The organism is Photorhabdus sp. S10-54 (assembly GCF_963878145.1).
GTDB classification, from domain to species: domain Bacteria; phylum Pseudomonadota; class Gammaproteobacteria; order Enterobacterales; family Enterobacteriaceae; genus Photorhabdus; species Photorhabdus kayaii.
The window spans coordinates 38,150-56,535 of the sequence record NZ_CAWNXG010000002.1; the positions used below are offsets into that span (position 1 = coordinate 38,150).

18 protein-coding genes and 1 pseudogene are annotated in these 18,386 nt (G+C 41.7%); 6 read left to right on the forward strand and 13 right to left on the reverse strand.

Annotated features, from left to right (window positions below; genetic code table 11):
- Nucleotides 1-40: 40 nt before the first annotated feature.
- The gene (locus AACQ83_RS01375; protein ID WP_112875938.1) at nucleotides 41-1,354 is read right to left on the reverse strand and encodes a glycoside hydrolase family 30 protein; all 1,314 of its coding nucleotides are present in this window, start codon (nucleotides 1,352-1,354) and stop codon (nucleotides 41-43) included.
- 346 nt (nucleotides 1,355-1,700) lie between these two features.
- Between AACQ83_RS01375 and AACQ83_RS01380 the strand changes: the two genes are divergently transcribed.
- Nucleotides 1,701-2,579 carry a PhzF family phenazine biosynthesis protein gene (locus AACQ83_RS01380; RefSeq protein ID WP_112875939.1) on the forward strand — a complete coding sequence of 293 codons (879 nt, stop codon included), beginning with the start codon at nucleotides 1,701-1,703 and terminating at the stop codon, nucleotides 2,577-2,579.
- Nucleotides 2,580-2,645: 66 nt separating this feature from the next.
- On the opposite strand, the gene AACQ83_RS01385 is transcribed toward AACQ83_RS01380, so the two are convergent.
- Entirely contained in the window at nucleotides 2,646-2,963 is a 318-nt protein-coding gene (locus tag AACQ83_RS01385) for a helix-turn-helix domain-containing protein (RefSeq protein WP_112875940.1), read from the reverse strand.
- A gap of 117 nt (nucleotides 2,964-3,080) precedes the next feature.
- On the opposite strand from AACQ83_RS01385, the gene AACQ83_RS01390 reads away from it, so the two are divergent.
- Entirely contained in the window at nucleotides 3,081-3,989 is a 909-nt protein-coding gene (locus tag AACQ83_RS01390) for a LysR family transcriptional regulator (protein ID WP_112875941.1), read from the forward strand.
- Between the two features lie 57 nt (nucleotides 3,990-4,046).
- Here AACQ83_RS01390 and AACQ83_RS01395 read toward each other — a convergent pair whose 3' ends face one another.
- Nucleotides 4,047-5,159 carry an alkene reductase gene (locus tag AACQ83_RS01395; protein WP_112875942.1) on the reverse strand — a complete coding sequence of 371 codons (1,113 nt, stop codon included), beginning with the start codon at nucleotides 5,157-5,159 and terminating at the stop codon, nucleotides 4,047-4,049.
- A gap of 356 nt (nucleotides 5,160-5,515) precedes the next feature.
- Here AACQ83_RS01395 and AACQ83_RS01400 point away from each other — a divergent pair.
- The 3 genes and pseudogenes from AACQ83_RS01400 to AACQ83_RS01410 all read left to right on the forward strand — a co-directional run.
- Nucleotides 5,516-5,653 (forward strand): annotated as a pseudogene (locus AACQ83_RS01400) (type II toxin-antitoxin system RelE family toxin); the annotation flags it as partial.
- A gap of 270 nt (nucleotides 5,654-5,923) precedes the next feature.
- Entirely contained in the window at nucleotides 5,924-7,255 is a 1,332-nt protein-coding gene (locus AACQ83_RS01405) for an aspartate aminotransferase family protein (RefSeq protein WP_112875943.1), read from the forward strand.
- A 432-nt stretch (nucleotides 7,256-7,687) separates the two neighbouring features.
- Nucleotides 7,688-8,869, forward strand: a complete 1,182-nt coding sequence (locus AACQ83_RS01410) for a DmpA family aminopeptidase (RefSeq protein WP_112875944.1) — start codon at nucleotides 7,688-7,690, stop codon at nucleotides 8,867-8,869.
- 276 nt (nucleotides 8,870-9,145) lie between these two features.
- Here the strand turns inward: AACQ83_RS01410 and AACQ83_RS01415 are convergent, their stop codons facing one another.
- The 6 genes from AACQ83_RS01415 to AACQ83_RS01440 form a co-directional block, all read right to left on the reverse strand.
- Nucleotides 9,146-9,412: an LCI fold-containing protein gene (locus AACQ83_RS01415; RefSeq protein ID WP_112875945.1), complete on the reverse strand. Its 267-nt coding sequence runs from the start codon at nucleotides 9,410-9,412 to the stop codon at nucleotides 9,146-9,148.
- Nucleotides 9,413-9,912: 500 nt separating this feature from the next.
- A complete protein-coding gene (locus tag AACQ83_RS01420; protein WP_112875946.1) occupies nucleotides 9,913-10,302 on the reverse strand; it encodes a type II toxin-antitoxin system death-on-curing family toxin in 390 nt (129 codons plus the stop codon).
- On the reverse strand, nucleotides 10,299-10,520 hold the full coding sequence (locus AACQ83_RS01425; protein ID WP_112875947.1) for a type II toxin-antitoxin system Phd/YefM family antitoxin: 222 nt from the start codon (nucleotides 10,518-10,520) through the stop codon (nucleotides 10,299-10,301). Before AACQ83_RS01425 ends, AACQ83_RS01420 begins: the two co-directional genes overlap by 4 nt.
- 300 nt (nucleotides 10,521-10,820) lie before the next feature.
- Nucleotides 10,821-11,114, reverse strand: coding sequence for a type II toxin-antitoxin system RelE/ParE family toxin (locus AACQ83_RS01430; RefSeq protein ID WP_112875948.1), 294 nt, complete (start codon nucleotides 11,112-11,114; stop codon nucleotides 10,821-10,823).
- Nucleotides 11,107-11,349 carry a type II toxin-antitoxin system ParD family antitoxin gene (locus AACQ83_RS01435; protein WP_112875949.1) on the reverse strand — a complete coding sequence of 81 codons (243 nt, stop codon included), beginning with the start codon at nucleotides 11,347-11,349 and terminating at the stop codon, nucleotides 11,107-11,109. Before AACQ83_RS01435 ends, AACQ83_RS01430 begins: the two co-directional genes overlap by 8 nt.
- Nucleotides 11,350-11,617: 268 nt before the next feature.
- Nucleotides 11,618-12,058 (reverse strand): cupin domain-containing protein, encoded by a 441-nt coding sequence (locus AACQ83_RS01440; RefSeq protein ID WP_112875950.1) that lies wholly within the window; start codon nucleotides 12,056-12,058, stop codon nucleotides 11,618-11,620.
- A gap of 219 nt (nucleotides 12,059-12,277) precedes the next feature.
- On the opposite strand from AACQ83_RS01440, the gene AACQ83_RS01445 reads away from it, so the two are divergent.
- Nucleotides 12,278-12,859 carry a beta-class carbonic anhydrase gene (locus AACQ83_RS01445; protein ID WP_112875951.1) on the forward strand — a complete coding sequence of 194 codons (582 nt, stop codon included), beginning with the start codon at nucleotides 12,278-12,280 and terminating at the stop codon, nucleotides 12,857-12,859.
- A gap of 151 nt (nucleotides 12,860-13,010) precedes the next feature.
- Here the strand turns inward: AACQ83_RS01445 and AACQ83_RS01450 are convergent, their stop codons facing one another.
- The 4 genes from AACQ83_RS01450 to AACQ83_RS01465 form a co-directional block, all read right to left on the reverse strand.
- Nucleotides 13,011-14,612, reverse strand: coding sequence for an APC family permease (locus AACQ83_RS01450; RefSeq protein ID WP_112875952.1), 1,602 nt, complete (start codon nucleotides 14,610-14,612; stop codon nucleotides 13,011-13,013).
- A 60-nt stretch (nucleotides 14,613-14,672) separates the two neighbouring features.
- Nucleotides 14,673-16,253, reverse strand: coding sequence for an aldehyde dehydrogenase (NADP(+)) (locus AACQ83_RS01455; RefSeq protein ID WP_112875953.1), 1,581 nt, complete (start codon nucleotides 16,251-16,253; stop codon nucleotides 14,673-14,675).
- Nucleotides 16,254-16,295: 42 nt separating this feature from the next.
- Entirely contained in the window at nucleotides 16,296-17,216 is a 921-nt protein-coding gene (locus AACQ83_RS01460; protein ID WP_112875954.1) for a dihydrodipicolinate synthase family protein, read from the reverse strand.
- Between the two features lie 317 nt (nucleotides 17,217-17,533).
- Nucleotides 17,534-18,370 (reverse strand): AraC family transcriptional regulator, encoded by an 837-nt coding sequence (locus tag AACQ83_RS01465; protein ID WP_112875955.1) that lies wholly within the window; start codon nucleotides 18,368-18,370, stop codon nucleotides 17,534-17,536.
- Nucleotides 18,371-18,386: the final 16 nt, after the last annotated feature.

Sequence of the window (18,386 nt, forward strand, 5' to 3'; positions counted from 1 at the left end):
GGTAACTCCTGATTATTATCTTCATCAAAAATCTATTTTCTTAATTAAAGATAATAGAATTAATTGAGTTATTCTCCAAATAAACAGACCAAATATCATTATTATAACTAATATTTATTTTTTTCTTTTCTTTATAAGAGTTATTTATATTCACCACTAGGGAACCCGATTTGTTCTCGAAAGCAACGGCATTTCCTGACATATTACCTTCTAACTCAACATGTTGCGCATCAGGTAAAATTAAACCCGAAAAATGGCGCATGACATAATACTCTGGATTATATATCACTTTATTTATTCCTTTTGGAATACTTATCATACTATTCTGTTTCCAACCCCAACTACTTTCTTCCCCTGAATGTAGCACCATATTCCAGTAAAAATAACCATTAGCACCATTAGTTAAATAATGTCTGAAAAGTGTAAATACATAATGAGCATATTCCCAACTATTATGACCATCACCACATTCATTTTCAGTTTGATAATATCTTAATTCCGGGTAGCTTTGTACCGTTCTTTGGATAGCATTTTTTCCTTGCCATTGATAACCAACGCCTTTTATATATTTATAGGCGTCTATGTCACGCAATACACAATTTGCATAATCATCATAATCCTGTCCAATTTCTTTAGAGAACTCAGGGGCATTAATAGTACCTAGCCAAATCTCAGTTTTTACATTATTTTGTTCGAATTTCGGTCCGAGATGGTTTTTTATAAAATCTCTTAATTGCTCACCGTTCCATACACAAGAAGGGAACTTTTGATCCGCAGCAACCTCATTCTGAATATGAATTTGATCAATTGAAATGCCTTCTTTCTGATACTCTTCAACAAATTTTACAAAATATAAAGCATATGCATCCTGACTTTGAGCATCACTCTTTAATCTACCAAAATTATAAACTTGATGGGTTTTAAGCCATACCGGAGGGCTCCACGGTGAAGCAGATATTTTTAAATTTGGTTGCCTTTCTAAAGCCTCTTTTATATAGGGAATGAGTAAACGTTTATCTCTTTTAATGGAGAAATTAGCCATACTATAATCATCTTCAATATCGTTTAAACTATACCAAGAAACTGCATAATCACTGGCACCAATAGGCATCCTGGCTAATGTTAATTTACACTCTCCATCCGGTGAAAATAATTTATCTAGCACTACTTTTCTATTTTCTTTATCCAAACTTAATAAAGCTTTCATCCCAAGCTCATTGAAACAACCACCAAAGCCATCTAGTTTTCGACCTCGTTTATTAGTAATAACTAAATTGGCTTTTTCATCTGTTTTTATGATCGATAATCCTTCTTTCCATTGTTCTTTATCATTTGTATAGATAAGTCTAATCATGATTTATTATTTCCCATAAAAGTATCAATTCATTACAATAAATTAAACACAATTATTTTAACATTAGTATTATGTTATTTCACAAAGGGTTTAATTTAATTGTTTTATTTGAGTTTCATCACATATACTCTACCGAAATTATTTTTTTATTATAAACCACCGTGTTAATAATATATACCCTATGGATTTCAAGATGCATCGCGACGGCAAGGGGGGTATAGATGCTTAAATTAAAGGGTGGGATATAAACTACTTTTGAGAAAATAAGCGTAACGTTATGATAGTCTTGATATATTTTCCCTGATATATTGCTAAACCACCTTCAACATCATAAAAAGGAAATTTTATGTCTCTCGTACCATTTAAGCAGGTTGATGTATTCACTCACCGGCCTTTTAAAGGAAATCCCGTTGCCGTTGTCATGGATGCCAAGGGACTCACACCAATACAGATGCAGGCCATTGCTAACTGGACCAATCTTTCCGAGACTACTTTTGTTCTTCCCGTAGAAAACCCTCTAGCAGATTACCATGTACGGATTTTCACTCCCGGCAGTGAACTTCCTTTTGCCGGTCATCCTACGATCGGTACCGCACATGCTCTGCTTGAAGCCGGTTTAATTCAGGCGAGAGAAGGGCGTATTGTGCAGGAATGTGGGGCGGGGCTGATTACATTGAACATTACTGAAATGGAAAGTGGTCATAAATCAATCACCTTCGAACTGCCGGAACCCGCCATCACATTGCTTAGTGCCGAACAGATAGATCGCCTCGAAAGTATTCTGGGTTGCCCGTTAGATCGCGCGTTAACACCGGCACTTATTGATGTCGGAGCTCGCTGGATTGTCGCTCATACTACGGGAGCAGAAGCCGTGCTAGCAGCAGAACCTGATTATGCCAAATTGTGCGAGCATGACACGCAAATGAACATCACCGGGGTTTGTCTGTATGGTGCCTACCGTGAGGGGACAGAAGCTGATATTGAAGTACGATCTTTCGCCCCATCATGCGGTGTCAATGAAGACCCTGTTTGCGGTAGTGGAAATGGTAGTGTTGCCGCATTTATGCGCCACCACAAGGTAGCAATGATTGACGATAAAATCGTTCATTCATCACAAGGCAAAAAACTTGGCCGTCAGGGAAGCATATGGCTCAGCCATTCTGACGGTAAGATTTTTGTCGGCGGTGGTGCTGTGACTTGTATCAATGGCACCATTACGATATAAATTCCGAAAGAGCACTTGCAACGTCGGAAAACATCTGTTTTCCGACAGGGTACGGGGAATGAATCATTAGTAGATCCCTAATTCTTGAGCCTGATTAGCTAGTTCCCTCATAGCCTCCATACTTTCAGCGTTACGCTGCTTTTTATATTCCATCAGATCAGCAAAACGAATATGCCGGTGTCGACCTGTTTTATGGAAAGGAAGACAACCATCTTCCAGAAGTTTAACCATATGAGGTCGCGATACATTCAATATGTTTGCAGCTTCTTGAGTTGTTTCAAGTTTTGTTGAAAGGAACGCAGCAAATTCACGCAACCCCTTTTCGGCTATTTTACTTTCGTGTTTAGCTGGAAGATTTACATCAGAGAAAGTAGAAGTAATCATGTTTAGCACCTGTTAGTCATTTCACTTTAAAAAACTAAACGAAAAACACAACAAACGAAATAAACGCAACGTGACTGTTTTAAGCAGCCTATTCCTCAGAATATTTTAGGAGCATAAATGGAATTAAATCGAATCGGTGATATTGCAGCCTTCGTTGCTGCGGTACGGGCCGGAAGTTATACGCAAGCTGCGGGTTCTATGGGACTTACCCGCTCCGCTATTGGTAAGAGCATTGTGCGCCTGGAGACCCGCTTAGGCGTAAGATTGCTAAACCGAACAACGCGGCGGCTTAGCCTGACAGATGAAGGACGCATTATGTTCGAACGCTGTCGTCAAATTCTTGAAGACCTCGAAGAGGTAGATAACACGATGGCGATGCGCAGGGTAAACCCGACCGGGACGCTGAAATTAACCGCACCGATCTCCTTAGGGAAGCGCCATATTCTTTCCTTGCTAGAAACTTTCCTGAAACGCTGGCCTGAACTACAGGCGGATATTGCCTTTACTGATCGTTATATTGACTTGATCGAGGAAGGATTCGATATTGCCATCCGCATTGGTGAACCGAAAGATGATTCTCGTATCCTTACACGTACCATCGCTACTCAGCGGATGATTACCTGTGCGTCACCGGATTATTTGGCCCGGCGAGGTGTACCTGAAACGCCACAAGCGCTGCATGAGCATGACACCATTTTCTTCCAGAGTGCGGATAGACGCCGCACCTGGCGTTTTGGGACTGCGGAAGAAACCTACGTTTTCGACGGGCCGGGACGTCTAAACATAGATAGCGCGGAAACCATGCTCGAATCAGCGCTGGCAGGGTTCGGTATCATTCATCTACCTAGCTATGTTGTTGGTCGGGATCTTAGTAACGGTAAGCTTATCCCCGTATTGGAAAATTATCATGTTGAACCTGAACCTATCCGAATCATTTATCCAAGTAAAAAGCATCTTTCCCCTCGCATTCGAGGATTTATTGACCTATTGGTAGAGAGCTGGGAAGACGGAGTGCCTTGGGAGTAGCAGGTGAAAGCGCTTTAATGGCAGTGATTATCACCGCCATTAAAGCGCACTGTATGATTACGCGCTTAACTGCTCTAAGGTAGGATAATCGATGTACCCTTCCGGGCCATTAGCATAGAAGAATTCTGGACGCGGCTCATTCAGGGGCGCATCAATTCTCAGGCGCTCAACTAAGTCAGGATTAGCGATAAAGTTTCGTCCGAATGCCACAGCATCAATTAATCCTTTTTCAATCAGTCTCTCCGCTTTCTCGGCAGTATAGGCACCTGCCGCAACAATAACACCGGGGTAAGCCTCGCGAATAGTTTGACGAAATGCTTCGCTGAAAGGTTTTCCTCCAGCCCAGTCAGGCTCAGAAATATGTAGATAAGCCAGATTGCGTCTTGCCAACTCGCGAATCAGGTAAAGTGCTGCTTTTTCCTCATCTTCATAATGACTTAGACCAGTATATGGCCCTAATGGATAGATACGGATGCCAATCCGATCAGAACTCCAACTTTCAATAGCAGCATCCACCACTTCCAAGGCAAAGCGTGCACGATTTTCAATACTGCCACCATATTCATCATCACGCTGATTAGCAGAAGGAGATAAGAACTGATGAATAAGGTAACCATGTGCAGCATGGATTTCCATCATGTCAAAGTTAGCTTCTTGTGCATTGATGGCTGCCTGACGGAAGTCATTGACAATCTGATGAATTTCATCTCTCTCCAAGGCACGCGGCTTAGAGGTGTTAATTCGAATCACATTGCCTTTAGCGTCTCGCACCGAAGTCCGCGCGTTAGCCGATATCGCAGAAGGTGCCACAGGGGCTAGTTGCTCCGGCTGGAGAGAAGAGTGAGACATTCGCCCCGTATGCCATAGTTGCACGTTGCTAAGACCGCCAGCCTGATGAATTCCTTCATTAATTTTTTTCCAGGCACTTATCTGTTCAGGAGTATGCAGCCCCGGTGCGCCTGAATAACCTTTTGCCTGAAATGAAACCTGCGTCGCCTCAGTGATGATCAACCCAGCACTGGCACGTTGACGATAATATTCAGCCATCATTGGCGTGGGAATATCGCCGGGTTCAGTATTTCGTAAGCGAGTGAGCGGCGCCATAAAAATACGATTGGGCGTAGTAATAGCACCTATTTTTAATGGATTAAACAGATGGGGAAACTTCATAAATCCTCCTTTATATGAGACTGAGAAATATCCAGACAAGAAAACGTAATTGCATTATTTTTTGGTGAGAAGAAGGGTAATTGGTAGGAAAGTTAGGTTCAATAGTTTTAATTTGATGCACAAATCCAGGTTATTCATAATGTATTGTTTTAATTGACTTTAATTTCAATTAGGGAGAGTGCGTACCTTAATATGGGAGCGATATTCCCCAAGTTACTAATAATCAAACCTCAGCATTGACTCAATGGCATTAAGTAACATCGGAAGAATTTAATATGAAATTCATCTGATTTCACTGAATAATGAAGGGAAGGGGAATTAAGAGTAGATATATTGAAATAAAGTCAAAGGCTGGCTATAAAATAAAATTACGCGCTTCTGGTTTTCGCTTGGTTTATGAGGTCATGGATAATGTGTTGATTATCGCCGTGGTAGCAGTTGGTAAGCGCGAACGGAGTGAAGCGTATGAACTGGCAAGTAATAGACTAAGATAGGTAAGGAAATGCCAGATACACTGTCGTTAGTTATGATGCAAAATTCAAATGAAGGAGATAAAGATTGTTGAATCTAGTATTAAATTCACAGTTGGCTGCACTCGCTCACCCCGGTCACATCGTTATCTATGCTCCCGGGGATTCACTCCCTTGCCGTCGCGATGCATCTTGAAATCCATAGGGTATATATGTAATTTAGTTATTTATCGTTGGCGAAAATAGGAGTGTTGAACTAAACTCAAATTTTACTTTTGTGAGAGGAAGTTAGCTATGTCTGAAACTCGTTTTTCTGAATCGTTAAACCTGCAATCTCACTGGATGCCATTCAGTGCCAACCGAAATTTCCAACGCGATCCACGCCTTATCGTTGCTGCCGAAGGGCAATGGCTAAAGGACGATAAAGGGCGCCAAATTTATGACAGTCTCTCCGGTCTTTGGACCTGTGGAGCGGGCCATACCCGGACAGAAATTCAGCAAGCTGTCGCTACCCAATTGAGCACCCTCGATTACTCACCAGGCTTTCAGTTCGGTCATCCCTTATCGTTTCAACTGGCAGAAAAAATTGCCAATTTAACACCCGGTGATCTCAACCACGTCTTTTTCACCAGCTCAGGTTCTGAATCTGTAGATACCGTGGTCAAAATGGCACGAGCTTACTGGCGAGTAAAAGGCCAACCCGAGAAAACTAAACTGATTGGCCGTGCACGTGGTTATCACGGTGTCAATATTGCGGGTACCAGTTTGGGGGGGATTGGTAACAACCGCAAAATGTTCGGACAGTTAATGGATGTAGATCACTTACCCCATACATTGCAGAGCGGTATGGCGTTTACACCGGGTATGGCGGAAACCGGCGGCGTGGAATTGGCCAACGAGATGCTCAAGTTGATCGAACTGCATGATGCCTCCAATATTGCGGCAGTTATTGTCGAGCCTGTGTCCAGTTCCGCCGGTGCGATTATTCCGCCCAAAGGGTATCTACAGCGTCTGCGTGAAATTTGTGATCAACATAATATTTTGTTGATTTTTGATGAAGTTATTACTGGTTTTGGTCGCATGGGACGCTGGACTGGCGCTGAATATTTTGGTGTGACGCCAGATCTGCTTAACTTTGCCAAACAAATTACCAATGGCGCCATTCCTCTGGGAGGCGTAGTGGCAAGCAGTGAAATTTATGAGGCCTTTATGTCCCAGCCTCTACCGGAACACTCCGTGGAGTTTAGTCATGGTTATACCTATTCAGCACATCCCGTAGCCTGTGCTGCCGGGTTAGTAACTTTAGATCTGTTGGATAAAGAACATCTTATCCAACGCTCTGCTGAACTTGCTCCTCATTTCGAAATGGCACTTCACTCTCTCACAAACTGCCCAAATGTGACCGACATCCGCAACTGTGGCTTAGTGGGAGCAATTGAATTGGCTGCCCGTGACGGTGATGCCGCTATACGTCCTTTTGATGCCAGCATGGCGCTTTGGAAAGCAGGTTTTTACGTACGCTTTAGCTGTGATACGCTGCAATTCGGGCCTATGTTCAATGCTGAACGAGCCGATTTGGATCGGCTTTTTGACGCCGTTGGGGAAGTATTGCATCACATTGGCTGAGGTGAGGGACGAATAGAAGGGTGACAATGTGCCGTTATAGAAATTTATAACTGACGTAAAATTTAACGCTCACTTGATAGGTGAGCGTTTAGAGATAATGCGAGAAATAATAATGATTCCGAACAACGAATTGGCATGTTGTGGGTGCCGCACTACGTCTGCGCTCTGGCGAAATTGTAACACTTGAGGCAAATGTTGGCCGTATTGCAGTTTGTGCAGAAGCCCATGTGGTATGTGCCGAGAACTGATTTCTGACTATACTTCCTGCTAAATATCAGCGGAATATCACAATAAATTGTAAACTTAAATAATATAATTACGTAATAGTGCAAAAGGGTATATCGACTGGTCAAAAACCAATCCCTTTCGTATTGGATCTTCATGTTCTGAATCTTAAGCCTTCGAGTTAATTTGGTATAACAAGGAGTAGTTATGAAAATATTAAATATTATAATTTTATCTCTATCGTCAGTGATAGCTTCTAATTCTTTAGCCGATGAGATTAGAGCAAGGGATTTAGGCATTCCTTTCTCTGGAGTAACTGGGAAATATAATGCGATTACAGATGTTAGTGGTGTAGAAGTTGGCTATTCAACCATAATAGAAGGCGATGGAAAGCTAGAGGTTGGAAAAGGCCCAATAAGAACAGGCGTGACAGCTATATTGCCAAGAGGAAAGAAATTTAGCCCGGTATTTTCCAGTACATTCTCTTTAAATGGAAATGGAGATATGACAGGCAATCAATGGGTCAAAGAAAGTGGTTTTCTGGAAACGCCAATATTAATAACCAACACTCATAGTGTTGGTGTTGTTAGAGACTCAACAATTAGCTGGATGTTTGATAATAATCTAACATCACCACTAAAAGATGATTTATTTTGGTTATTACCTGTGGTAGCAGAAACGTGGGATGGAATATTAAATGATATAAACGGTATGCATGTAAAAAAAGAACATGTATATCATGCGTTAAATAGTGCTAAATCAGGGCCGATAGAAGAGGGTAATGTTGGCGGCGGAACTGGAATGAACCTTTTTAAGTTTAAGGGAGGCACAGGTACTTCATCAAGAATTCTGGATAAGAAAGATGGCGGATATACTGTTGGCGTTCTCGTTCAAGGCAACTTTGGCGATAGAGATGACTTGATTATTTCTGGAATTCCGGTTGGTAAAGAAATAAAGGATCTCAACCCGATATATCATGGAGACAAGAAAAAAATAAAGGATGCCGGCTCTATAATAGCAGTGGTAGCCACAGATGCACCATTAGCTCCTCACCAATTAGAAAAAATAGCTAAAAGAGTATCTCTTGGGCTTGCAAAAGTAGGTGGGGTAGCCAGGAATACGAGCGGTGAGATATTTATTGCATTTTCAACCGCAAATAATGATGTTTTCTCTAGAAAGGATATAAGAACAATAAAAATGCTGTCAAATGACAAACTAGATCCTTTGTATGAGGCCACAATAAATGCAACAGAAGAAGCAATAATTAATGCTATGATCACCGCAAAAAAAATGGTTGGGAGAAATGGCAATACTTCGTTTTCTATTCCTAAAGATAGAGTTAAAGAGATATTGAAAAAATATAATGTCTTAGTATCACCTGAAATGTAATTTTTTAAACCTCGACTGACCATTTTATGTATATTTAACATGTGTTGGTTGAGGTTAACATGAACAAGGAAGGGTACACAAACTCCAACAAAGTCATCGGTGCCTTCATCGAGAAATGAATATTATGTTTAAAGTCAATCAACACTTTTAATACATAGCCAATAAAGGAAAAATAGGAAATATAATTATTCATGATAAAAGAAAAAACCCCGCTATTTTAAACGGGGCTTGTCAATGTGTTGGAAACATCTAACAAGATCTGTAAGATATTATCTTTTACCTAGGACGCTCATAGTAACCAGCCCATTTATCGCCGTCACACGCTGTAACGTGTCCTTTAAAATACCATGTACTTCCACTATATTTAAATACATTTGCAAAATTATTATAAGGATTAACAACCCACATGGAATTACCCACAATAAGCCTATCAGTAATATACCGATCTCCACACTTGTATGTCGCTCCAGCTGCCGATGCAGTCCCAACTCCTCCAATTAATGCTGTTGCTAATGCCCCAACTGTTAATAATTTCTTGAACATAAAACTCTCCTTAAATAGTTTCAGAATTTACATATTTAAACGTATTAATTACCAAAATCATATGTGATAATGCATGCAAAATATAAATCACCACATCGATGATGTTACAATTTTAAAATTCAAAAACTGCTTATATTTTTCATCCTAGATTGGATTAGGTTGGAAACCTAACTTCCATTTATCATAATAGTACCAGAAATCAAAAAAGCAAATCTAATCTATAAGGATAATTTATTTTCCTATAGTTTTATATGAAACTATCTTTAATGCCAGTATATTTAATTTGTTTTGTATACAATTAGTTTCACGAAAAACTTTTTTATACTTAATTGTTTTCTTATTATTTAGGAAAAATCTTCTATTGGAATATTTTAGAACAACCCATAATCCTACAGAATTAGGGCATGTTATAATGAGTTTAATTTATGAGTAGTAGAGAAAGGTGATACTTCAGGATATTCAGAAAATAATAATCAAATTGCTTAAATACCAAAACATAGTTAAAGTGAATCCGAATTGTCCACCAATTCTCGCAAATATTGAGCCAACTGACTGACAGTTTTCTCACCGGTAGCAGCTTCTACAGTTAAGTTTTCCAGAGTATTGTTGTTATCACGAATGCGAATACCATTACGCCAAAGAAAGCTCATGGTCACGAGAAATGCGGTCCGCTTATTACCGTCATTAAAGATATGACCACGAGCAATCGCTACCCAGTAAGTTGCGGCGAGTTCAAAAAGGTCAGTAACGCCTTCATAGTGAACTCGGTTTTGCACACGATAAATCAATGCCTGCGCTCTACCAGGATCTGCTATCCCGGCAATGCCGGGAAAACGTCGCAGTATGCGATCATGGAAGGCAATAACTTCTTGAGCACTTACCCAAATCATCGGTCAGTCAACGCCGCTATTGTGTGACCATGACGTTGCATCATGGCATCAAACTCGGCATCCAGCTTTGCATTCTGATACACCTCGAATTCCGCTTTACTGATCACTACGGCAGCGCTGCCATCCCGACGGGTGATTTCAACGGGCTCACCATTGACTGCGATATCCAGCACCACAGAAATATTGGCTCTGGCCTGAGTTGAAGTATAGGTTTGCATGGTTATCTCCTTAGGTAGAAGTAGGTGTACACATGCAATGTACATATAAAACGTACATCATTCAACTCACCGTAACACTGGAAAAGGGAGGGATGTCAAAAATCACCTAGTCTATGCGAAGTTGTTTATTGTCTGAGGTTATTTAACATAATATACATTATGCGCACCATGATAGCCAAATAAGAAATAAGTGATGAAAGCGCTTAACAACTAGATAAGATGAAAACGCCTGCGTCGCCGTGATGCAGCAAACTAATATTGAAGACTTTTAAACTTAGAGTAACAATCATCACCATGGACTTATTCTGGAAAATCGAATATATCAACGTCCATCGACTGGTGAATGACGCGTGAAATGAAGATATCGTCATCCTGCAACATGTAATAGATGGAATGCTTCTTGAACTCGAAGCAGCGCATTCCTGCGCATATCCAATCACATTCCCTGCCAATCCAGGGAGATGTGGCTAATAGCTCGAAAGTTCTTTTCAGTTCATCGTGATAACGCCTCGCCTGATTTTGACCAAACTGCTGTATCGTATAACGGGCAATATGAAATATGTCTTCATCAGCCAACTCAGAGAACTTATACATTTAAGTCCTTCGCGGCCATTACAAAAATATCATCCATGCTGTTTTTGCTGACAGAGGAATTCAGACCAGCCAGCACCATTTCACGAACATTCTGAATACGTTGCTCGCGAGCCTCCATCAGGCGCAAAGCATCGCGGACAACTTCGGATGTGTTGCCATAACGACCAGATTGGATCATATCACCAACGAACCCGTTGAAGTGCTCACCAAGGGTAACACTAGTTACTCGTGCCATAAAATTCGTCTCTTCATGTATTACTGAGTAATACAATTATAGCAAGGCATAATAATGATCGCCAACGGACTATGTTTGTACACTGCCCGCTAACCATGCGTGAATACATCGAAAAAAATGGAAAACCTGCCTCCGTTCCTACAGCGACAAACACGCCGGACCGGCACGACGCAGTTTGGACGGGTTTAACACCGAGTTTATCTGTACTAACAGCTCTCAGGTTGTTAAAGGTCGTCTCCGAGTATACCTTATCGTACCTGAGTGATTTTTACTCAACAGGTTTAGAAAGAGGGATCCCTTTTTGTCCCGCGTAGAAGACCACGAGAGTAGCACCCTCTTTACCTGTGTAACCGCGATGAATGCTGTCAACCATCTCCGGTACCACCTCTCCCGCCTTTATAAGGCGTTTTTCGCCACTGGATTTTTTCTCTTCCGTTAACACCCCGTCCAGCACGTAAGCTGCATTGGGTATCGGGTGCTCATGCCAGGCAAGGCTGGTATTTGGCGCAATAGTAATTTTGAGAACTGAAAGCTGAGGAGTGCTTTTAGGGTATCCCTGATAAGGCACGCCATCCCAAGATTTTTCAGTCTCAAGCAATTTTTCAACTTTAATACCAGCAGTATTGCTGCTATGTGCTTGAGTGAAAAACGGAGCAATGAGGAAAGCAAAAGATGTAAAGGCTGATAAAGTTCGAATAGATAGCCGCATATGGGATCCTTGTGCATAGTGCATACAGACGATTTACTTGACCAGTACAAAGGATACGAGTATATATTTTTTCATAATTTTTTTTTATGTATTTGTATTTTCAGCCTCATATTCATTTATCTAGATGGATACCCTAGCTTTATTAAGAAGTTGATTTTTGTTATATATCTTTGTTTTATATCATAATTTATTAAACCAGAAAATATGAATGGAGGAAAAATGAGCAACGTTATCAGAGAAATAAGTGACGCTAATATTGCATATGCAGCAACTTTTGGTGATAAAAAAACCCTTGGTTTACCTGCTGTCAGACGATTTGCCATATTGACGTGTATGGATGCTAGGTTAGATCCAGCAAAATTTGCAGGTTTATCTGAAGGTGACGCTCATATTATTCGTAATGCAGGCGGAAGGGCCAGCGATGATGCTATTCGCTCACTTATCATTTCCTATAAACTTTTTGGAACAAAAGAGTGGTTTGTAATTCACCATACTAATTGTGGGATGGAGCTTTTTACAGACAATATCATGGGCGATCTACTAGAAAGCAGCCTGGAAAGCGCGATAATGACGGAAGAGGGATTTAAAGATGTCGGCAACGGTACAGGATCATCTGAGGGAAAATATATCAAATGGCTTACCATTAACAATCAAGTTGATAGCGTAGTTGAAGATATTCATCGTATTCGTACCCACCCTCTTGTCCCCGCAAATATCTCCATATATGGGTACATATATGATGTGAGGTCAGGAAAATTAATTGAGGTCCCTGAAGCAACAAGCATTGCAGAAAGTGATTGATTTTTCAGAAAATGAGGACGTTCTGGCTAGAATGAATCTATGCTCATCTCCGTTTTTGTAACTATTGATCTGAATTTATGATGAGCTTATTTAAATCTATCGGCATCAATGTGGACAAGGATGTCCATGCCTCAATGAGTTTCCATCAGCACTAATCCTCATCCTCCGTGGGTAAAATAGCATTGGGTAAAGCACTAAAAGTTCCCCAATAGAAGGCGATTAGAGAGATCACTGCTACTGCAACAATATCCCAAGGCGCAGGAATAATGCCTTTACCGCCAAACGTTCCTAAATAGGATAGAATGATCATGGCACTGTAAAAACTAATCAACCACAGGGCCGAGGTTATTTGTTGGCGCAAACTCACTTTGCCTATAGGAACTTTATTTTTGAATAACAAGTAGATAAAGAACAAGACAATTTGTAATCCGAGCAACCAGGAAACGGTTTTCCAACCAGACCAGTAAACAATAAAAGCGGAAATAATAAAAGAAAGCGGGCCAACGAGCGCAAACCATTTAACATAAAAAGGACGTTTTATCTCCCTGGCATTACGGCGTAAGGCAGAAGCGGTTACTGGCGCTAATGCGTAGCTCAAAATTAACGCGGCAGAAACAACACTGATGAGTTTTTCCCATGAAGGAAAAGGCAATGTCCAGAAAACAGAAAGAATAAACGTCAACCAAAGTGCAGGACGTGGTATCCCCGATTTTTCATCAACATGGGTAAACACATTAAATAACGTCCCACTTTTTGCCCAACCATAAACTACACGGGGAGTGGCATTCATATAAATATTCCCGGTACCGCTTGGAGAGATCACCGCATCACATACCACCAAAAAAGCGAGCCACCCCACACCGAGGATTAAGGCTATGTCACGAAACGGCAATGAAAAATATTGCCCAATGTTATTCCAGCCACCGAAGAGTAAATCAGAGGGTATCCCGCCAAGGAAAGCTAACTGTAATAAAACATAAATAACCGTAGACAGTGAAATAGAGAGAATAAGAGCAATAGGAATTGTCTTTTGGGGTTTTTCCACTTCACCAGCGACAGAAATAATGGGCGTTAGACCAAGATAAGCAAAGATAATGCCCCCCGTTGAAACCGCCGCTTCAACACCCGATACCCCAAAAGGAGAAAATCCGTGAACTTGCAGATTACTCGGATTGAAATAATTAAACAGGACAATAATGACGAGCAGCGGAACGATAAACTTGAAAATACTAATAATATTGTTGGATTTCGCAAAGGTTTTCACGCTGTTGTAATTAAGATAAAAGAAAAATGCTAATAAAATAAATTGAACCAGCCAGCCTGTCAGTGTCGGATCACCAGAACCAGGTTGACTCAGAAATGGAAACCACGCCGCCGCATATTGTCGAGCGGCGACGACTTCGATGGCTATTAAGCTGGAAAACGCAATTAAGGTGATGGAACCCATTAAATACCCCATGAGTTCACCGTGAGAAAACACCGGATAACGGATAATGCCACCTGATTTCGGCAGTGCTGCCCCCAGTTCGCAATAAACAATACCAAGTAAGAGCACGGCGATACCGCCAATTACCCAAGAAAAAATCCCTGCCGGTCCCGCAATAACAGACACATGACTGGCCGCAAATAACCAGCCAGAGCCAAAAATAGCCCCTAATCCAATGAAGGTTAAATCCGTGAGTGTTAACTGTTTCTTAAATTTACCCTGCCCTGAACCGGATTTTGGCCGTGAAGAGGCTTCGTATAGCGCCATAATTATTCGCCCTTTTCTGTTTCTTATTTGATATACGTCAACGTGGAGTAACTGCGCGTTTTACAATACTTTCCTACTCATCACCCCATTGATTAATCGAGAAATATTTAACGGATTATGGTCTTGAAGTGCGAGTGGAAGTAAGGATTTGGGATAGTTTTGGAAACAGACCGGGCGCAGAAAACGCCAGATTGCCAGTGTGCCAACTGAAGTCCCTCTTGCATCTGAAGTCGCCGGGTAAGGCCCGCCATGAACCACGGCATCACAGACTTCAACGCCTGTTGGGTAACCATTGACAACCACCCTGCCCGCAATGTTTTGTAATCGTTGACTGAGCTCGTGTGCATTCGCTAATTCATCGTGCTCACCAATCAAGGTAGCGGTAAGCTGCCCCTGCAAACAGTCAATTGCGTGTAAAAGCTGATATTGGCTTTCGACTTCGACCACAATAGCAACAGGACCAAAAACCTCCTCTTGTAACAGGGCATTTTTATTCAACAACAAAGCAATATCTGCGTGATACAACATCGCACTTGCCTGATTTTCATGATGTTCGCCAATGGCTAACTGGGTCATTAAAGGTTCATCATCCAATTGATGAATACCTTTTTGGTAGTTGAGTAATGTGCCTTGGTTCAGCATGGACTGTGCCGGTCGAAACGTGATCTCCTGCGTCAAGTGAGTAATAAATTGATCAAATTCTGGTGAACGAATACCCAAGATTATTCCTGGCTTGGTACAAAACTGCCCGCTACCTAATGTGAATGAATTTGCCAATTCTTGGGCGATCTGTTTTCCTCGCTGTGCTAAGGCGTTTGGCAGCACAATGACCGGGTTGATACTCGACATTTCAGCAAAAACCGGAATAGGTTGTGGTCGCTGCATCACCATATCGAACAGTGCACGCCCACCAGCGAGCGAGCCGGTAAAACCAACGGCTTGAATAATGGGGTGTTTGACGAGATCTGCCCCCACGCTATTGCCATAAATCATATTGAATACACCTGCGGGCATTTGTGTGGCGATAATAGCTCGTTCTATCGCTTCTGCTATGACTTCAGCGGTAGCCATATGGCCACTATGTGCTTTAAAAACAACGGTACAGCCCGCAGCTAATGCTGACGCCGTGTCACCACCAGCAGTTGAAAAAGCCAAAGGGAAATTACTGGCGCCAAAAACCGCAATAGGACCTAGAGGAATATGGCACTGGCGAATATCAACTCTGGGAAGCGGTTTTCTCTCAGGTTGCGCAGTATCAATACGGGCAGCATGAATATCACCACGGCGTAACAGCGTGGCAAACAGCCTCATTTGCCCGCTCGTTCTCGACCGTTCACCTTGCAGTCGAGCTGGGGGCAGAGCCGTTTCTTCTGATACAAGGGTAATGAAGTCATCACTGAGAGCATCAATTTCATCGGCAATTTTATCTAAAAAAACAGCACGTTCTTCCAACGATGTTTGGCTATAACGGGTAAATGCATTGGCGGCTGCTTGGGCGGCGAGATCGACCTCATGTCGTGTAGCCTGATAAAACGCATAACCTATTGGTGAGTTATCCACCGCTCGCCGGCTGTGCAAACAGCGTTCTCCCTCTGCTTGCCTGCGACCCCCAATAAACTGCATACCTGTATGTACCAACATAACGATTCCTCCCAAGGTATCAGAAACAAGTTACAGCCCAATTCAGAGACCTACATCAGGCAATGAAGGACGATTAGCGAGAGCTTTTTCTACAATGGCGCGGACTTCTGCCAATGTTTCCCCTTCGAGTGGTAAACGCGGTGGGCGGGTAATGGCACTACCACGGCCAACCATTTCTTCACACAGTTTGATGCATTGCACCAAATCAGGGCGGAAATCCAAATGCAACAGAGGCATAAACCAGCGATACAATTCCCGAGCTTCTTCATAACGTTTCTGTTTAGCCAGACGGAATAAAGTCTCTCCTTCCCGTGGAAAGGCATTCGACATACCTGAAATCCAACCTTCTGCGCCCACTGCGACTGACTCTAAAACGACGTCATCTAAACCGGCAAAAAGAATGAAGCGATCACCTGCTTCGTTGGGAATATCACTAAAAGGACGGGTATTGCCTGATGAATCTTTAAATGCAACGATATTTTCGCAATCGGCCAGAGACGTCAGAATTTTCGGCGTAATATCATTTTTATACAGTAGAGGATTGTTATACAGCATGACGGGTAAATCGGTAGAGGTTGCAATTGTACGGAAATACGCCCTATTTTCTTTCGGTGTTGGGGTATAAATCAGAGGTGGCATGACCATTACCCCATTAGCGCCTGCCTGACGGCATTCAGAGACCATTTTACACGCATTATCAGTTGTCAATTCTGCGATACCCGAAAGAACGGGAACTTTTCCACCAGCAACATCTACTGCGAGGTCAACGATAGCACGCTTCTCCTTCATAGACAGAGATGTGTTTTCTCCCACAGAGCCATTGACGACTAAACCGGAAACCCCATCTTTAATCAAGTTCGTCATTACCTTCTGTGTGGCGTCCAAATTAATGGAAAAATCGGGGTTAAATTGTGTCGTCACTGCCGGGAAAACACCCTGCCAGCTAACCTTTCTCTTGCTCATAGCCCTATCCTTTAATCGTCATTGATTTACTTGATATTTAAAAGGCAAATTGTTTTTATTTTGTTAACAAAGTGTGACTCATTGGTTTTAGTGGAATGATGGCTATTTCACTACAGAGAAGCTTGTCATTTTTCACAGTGAACAATGACGAAATTAGCATAATGGGAATGGCAAACTTAAAGCTGAGAGGCTTTGATGGAGTCGATAATTCCTAATGACAGGTAAAAAGACCAGCTTCTCAACTATATGATTAATTAACCCAATGTCGTACAAAAAATTGGATCACAAAAGAACGGAAGTATTAGTAAAACGGTAAATTACTCCAGCCCTATTGACTGACGAAAATCACTGGGCGTGATTCCAGTTAACGCCTTAAATTGCCGGGTAAATGCGCTGTGATCCGTATAACCACATTGCAAGGCAACATCTGTAATAGGTAATTTCGTAGCCAGCAATTCCGAAGCTTTTTCAATTCTGATTTTGTGGATCATCTGCCGAGGTGTCAGGTGAAAGATGCGTTTACAGTAACGTTCCAATTGAGCAACCGAGAGACGTGTTAAATGAGTTAGCTCTTCGAGACGAATTGTTCGATCAAAATTTTCACGAATATAATCATCAACGATAGCTAACTTTTGGTACACAGGGTGATTTTCCTTAACTTCCATTAAATCATGAGAAATTCCTGCCATACCAATAACTTGATTATGTTGATTATACAATGGCAATTTATATGTCATGCACCAACCTGCCTTGCGTCCATGATAAAAATGGAGTTCCAGTTGGTTTTGGATAATTACCCCTTGATGCAGCACACGTAAATCCTGTTCGGTGTAACAACTGCCCATCTGAGCAGGAAAGATTTCGGAAGAGGTTTTACCGAGTAGCGAAGAGATCGACTTAAATCCGCAGCGTGTGGCCAGCGTAAAGTTTGCAATTAGATAACGTGCTTTGATATCTTTGATAAAGAAAACCACGCTGGGAATCGCATTTAACAATGGTGTAATTAAAGCAACCGCATTGAGAATATCTTGCAGGTTACTGGGTTTGTGATTAACTAATCCACTACAAAGCGCCGATAAAAACTCAACATTGCAAACATCATAACCATTTGTGCCAATGCCGTTTTTTTCATTGTTCTGGTATATATTCATCATCGATATCTCCAATCTA

Excerpts from the sequence above, each read along its gene's own strand:
- AACQ83_RS01375 (WP_112875938.1), bottom strand. The coding sequence starts at position 1,354 with ATGATTAGACTTATCTATACAAATGATAAAGAACAATGGAAAGAAGGA.
- AACQ83_RS01380 (WP_112875939.1), top strand. The coding sequence starts at position 1,701 with ATGTCTCTCGTACCATTTAAGCAGGTTGATGTATTCACTCACCGGCCT.
- AACQ83_RS01385 (WP_112875940.1), bottom strand. The coding sequence starts at position 2,963 with ATGATTACTTCTACTTTCTCTGATGTAAATCTTCCAGCTAAACACGAA.
- AACQ83_RS01390 (WP_112875941.1), top strand. The coding sequence starts at position 3,081 with ATGGAATTAAATCGAATCGGTGATATTGCAGCCTTCGTTGCTGCGGTA.
- AACQ83_RS01395 (WP_112875942.1), bottom strand. The coding sequence starts at position 5,159 with ATGAAGTTTCCCCATCTGTTTAATCCATTAAAAATAGGTGCTATTACT.
- AACQ83_RS01405 (WP_112875943.1), top strand. The coding sequence starts at position 5,924 with ATGTCTGAAACTCGTTTTTCTGAATCGTTAAACCTGCAATCTCACTGG.
- AACQ83_RS01410 (WP_112875944.1), top strand. The coding sequence starts at position 7,688 with ATGAAAATATTAAATATTATAATTTTATCTCTATCGTCAGTGATAGCT.
- AACQ83_RS01415 (WP_112875945.1), bottom strand. The coding sequence starts at position 9,412 with ATGTTCAAGAAATTATTAACAGTTGGGGCATTAGCAACAGCATTAATT.
- AACQ83_RS01420 (WP_112875946.1), bottom strand. The coding sequence starts at position 10,302 with ATGATTTGGGTAAGTGCTCAAGAAGTTATTGCCTTCCATGATCGCATA.
- AACQ83_RS01425 (WP_112875947.1), bottom strand. The coding sequence starts at position 10,520 with ATGCAAACCTATACTTCAACTCAGGCCAGAGCCAATATTTCTGTGGTG.
- AACQ83_RS01430 (WP_112875948.1), bottom strand. The coding sequence starts at position 11,114 with ATGTATAAGTTCTCTGAGTTGGCTGATGAAGACATATTTCATATTGCC.
- AACQ83_RS01435 (WP_112875949.1), bottom strand. The coding sequence starts at position 11,349 with ATGGCACGAGTAACTAGTGTTACCCTTGGTGAGCACTTCAACGGGTTC.
- AACQ83_RS01440 (WP_112875950.1), bottom strand. The coding sequence starts at position 12,058 with ATGCGGCTATCTATTCGAACTTTATCAGCCTTTACATCTTTTGCTTTC.
- AACQ83_RS01445 (WP_112875951.1), top strand. The coding sequence starts at position 12,278 with ATGAGCAACGTTATCAGAGAAATAAGTGACGCTAATATTGCATATGCA.
- AACQ83_RS01450 (WP_112875952.1), bottom strand. The coding sequence starts at position 14,612 with ATGGCGCTATACGAAGCCTCTTCACGGCCAAAATCCGGTTCAGGGCAG.
- AACQ83_RS01455 (WP_112875953.1), bottom strand. The coding sequence starts at position 16,253 with ATGTTGGTACATACAGGTATGCAGTTTATTGGGGGTCGCAGGCAAGCA.
- AACQ83_RS01460 (WP_112875954.1), bottom strand. The coding sequence starts at position 17,216 with ATGAGCAAGAGAAAGGTTAGCTGGCAGGGTGTTTTCCCGGCAGTGACG.
- AACQ83_RS01465 (WP_112875955.1), bottom strand. The coding sequence starts at position 18,370 with ATGATGAATATATACCAGAACAATGAAAAAAACGGCATTGGCACAAAT.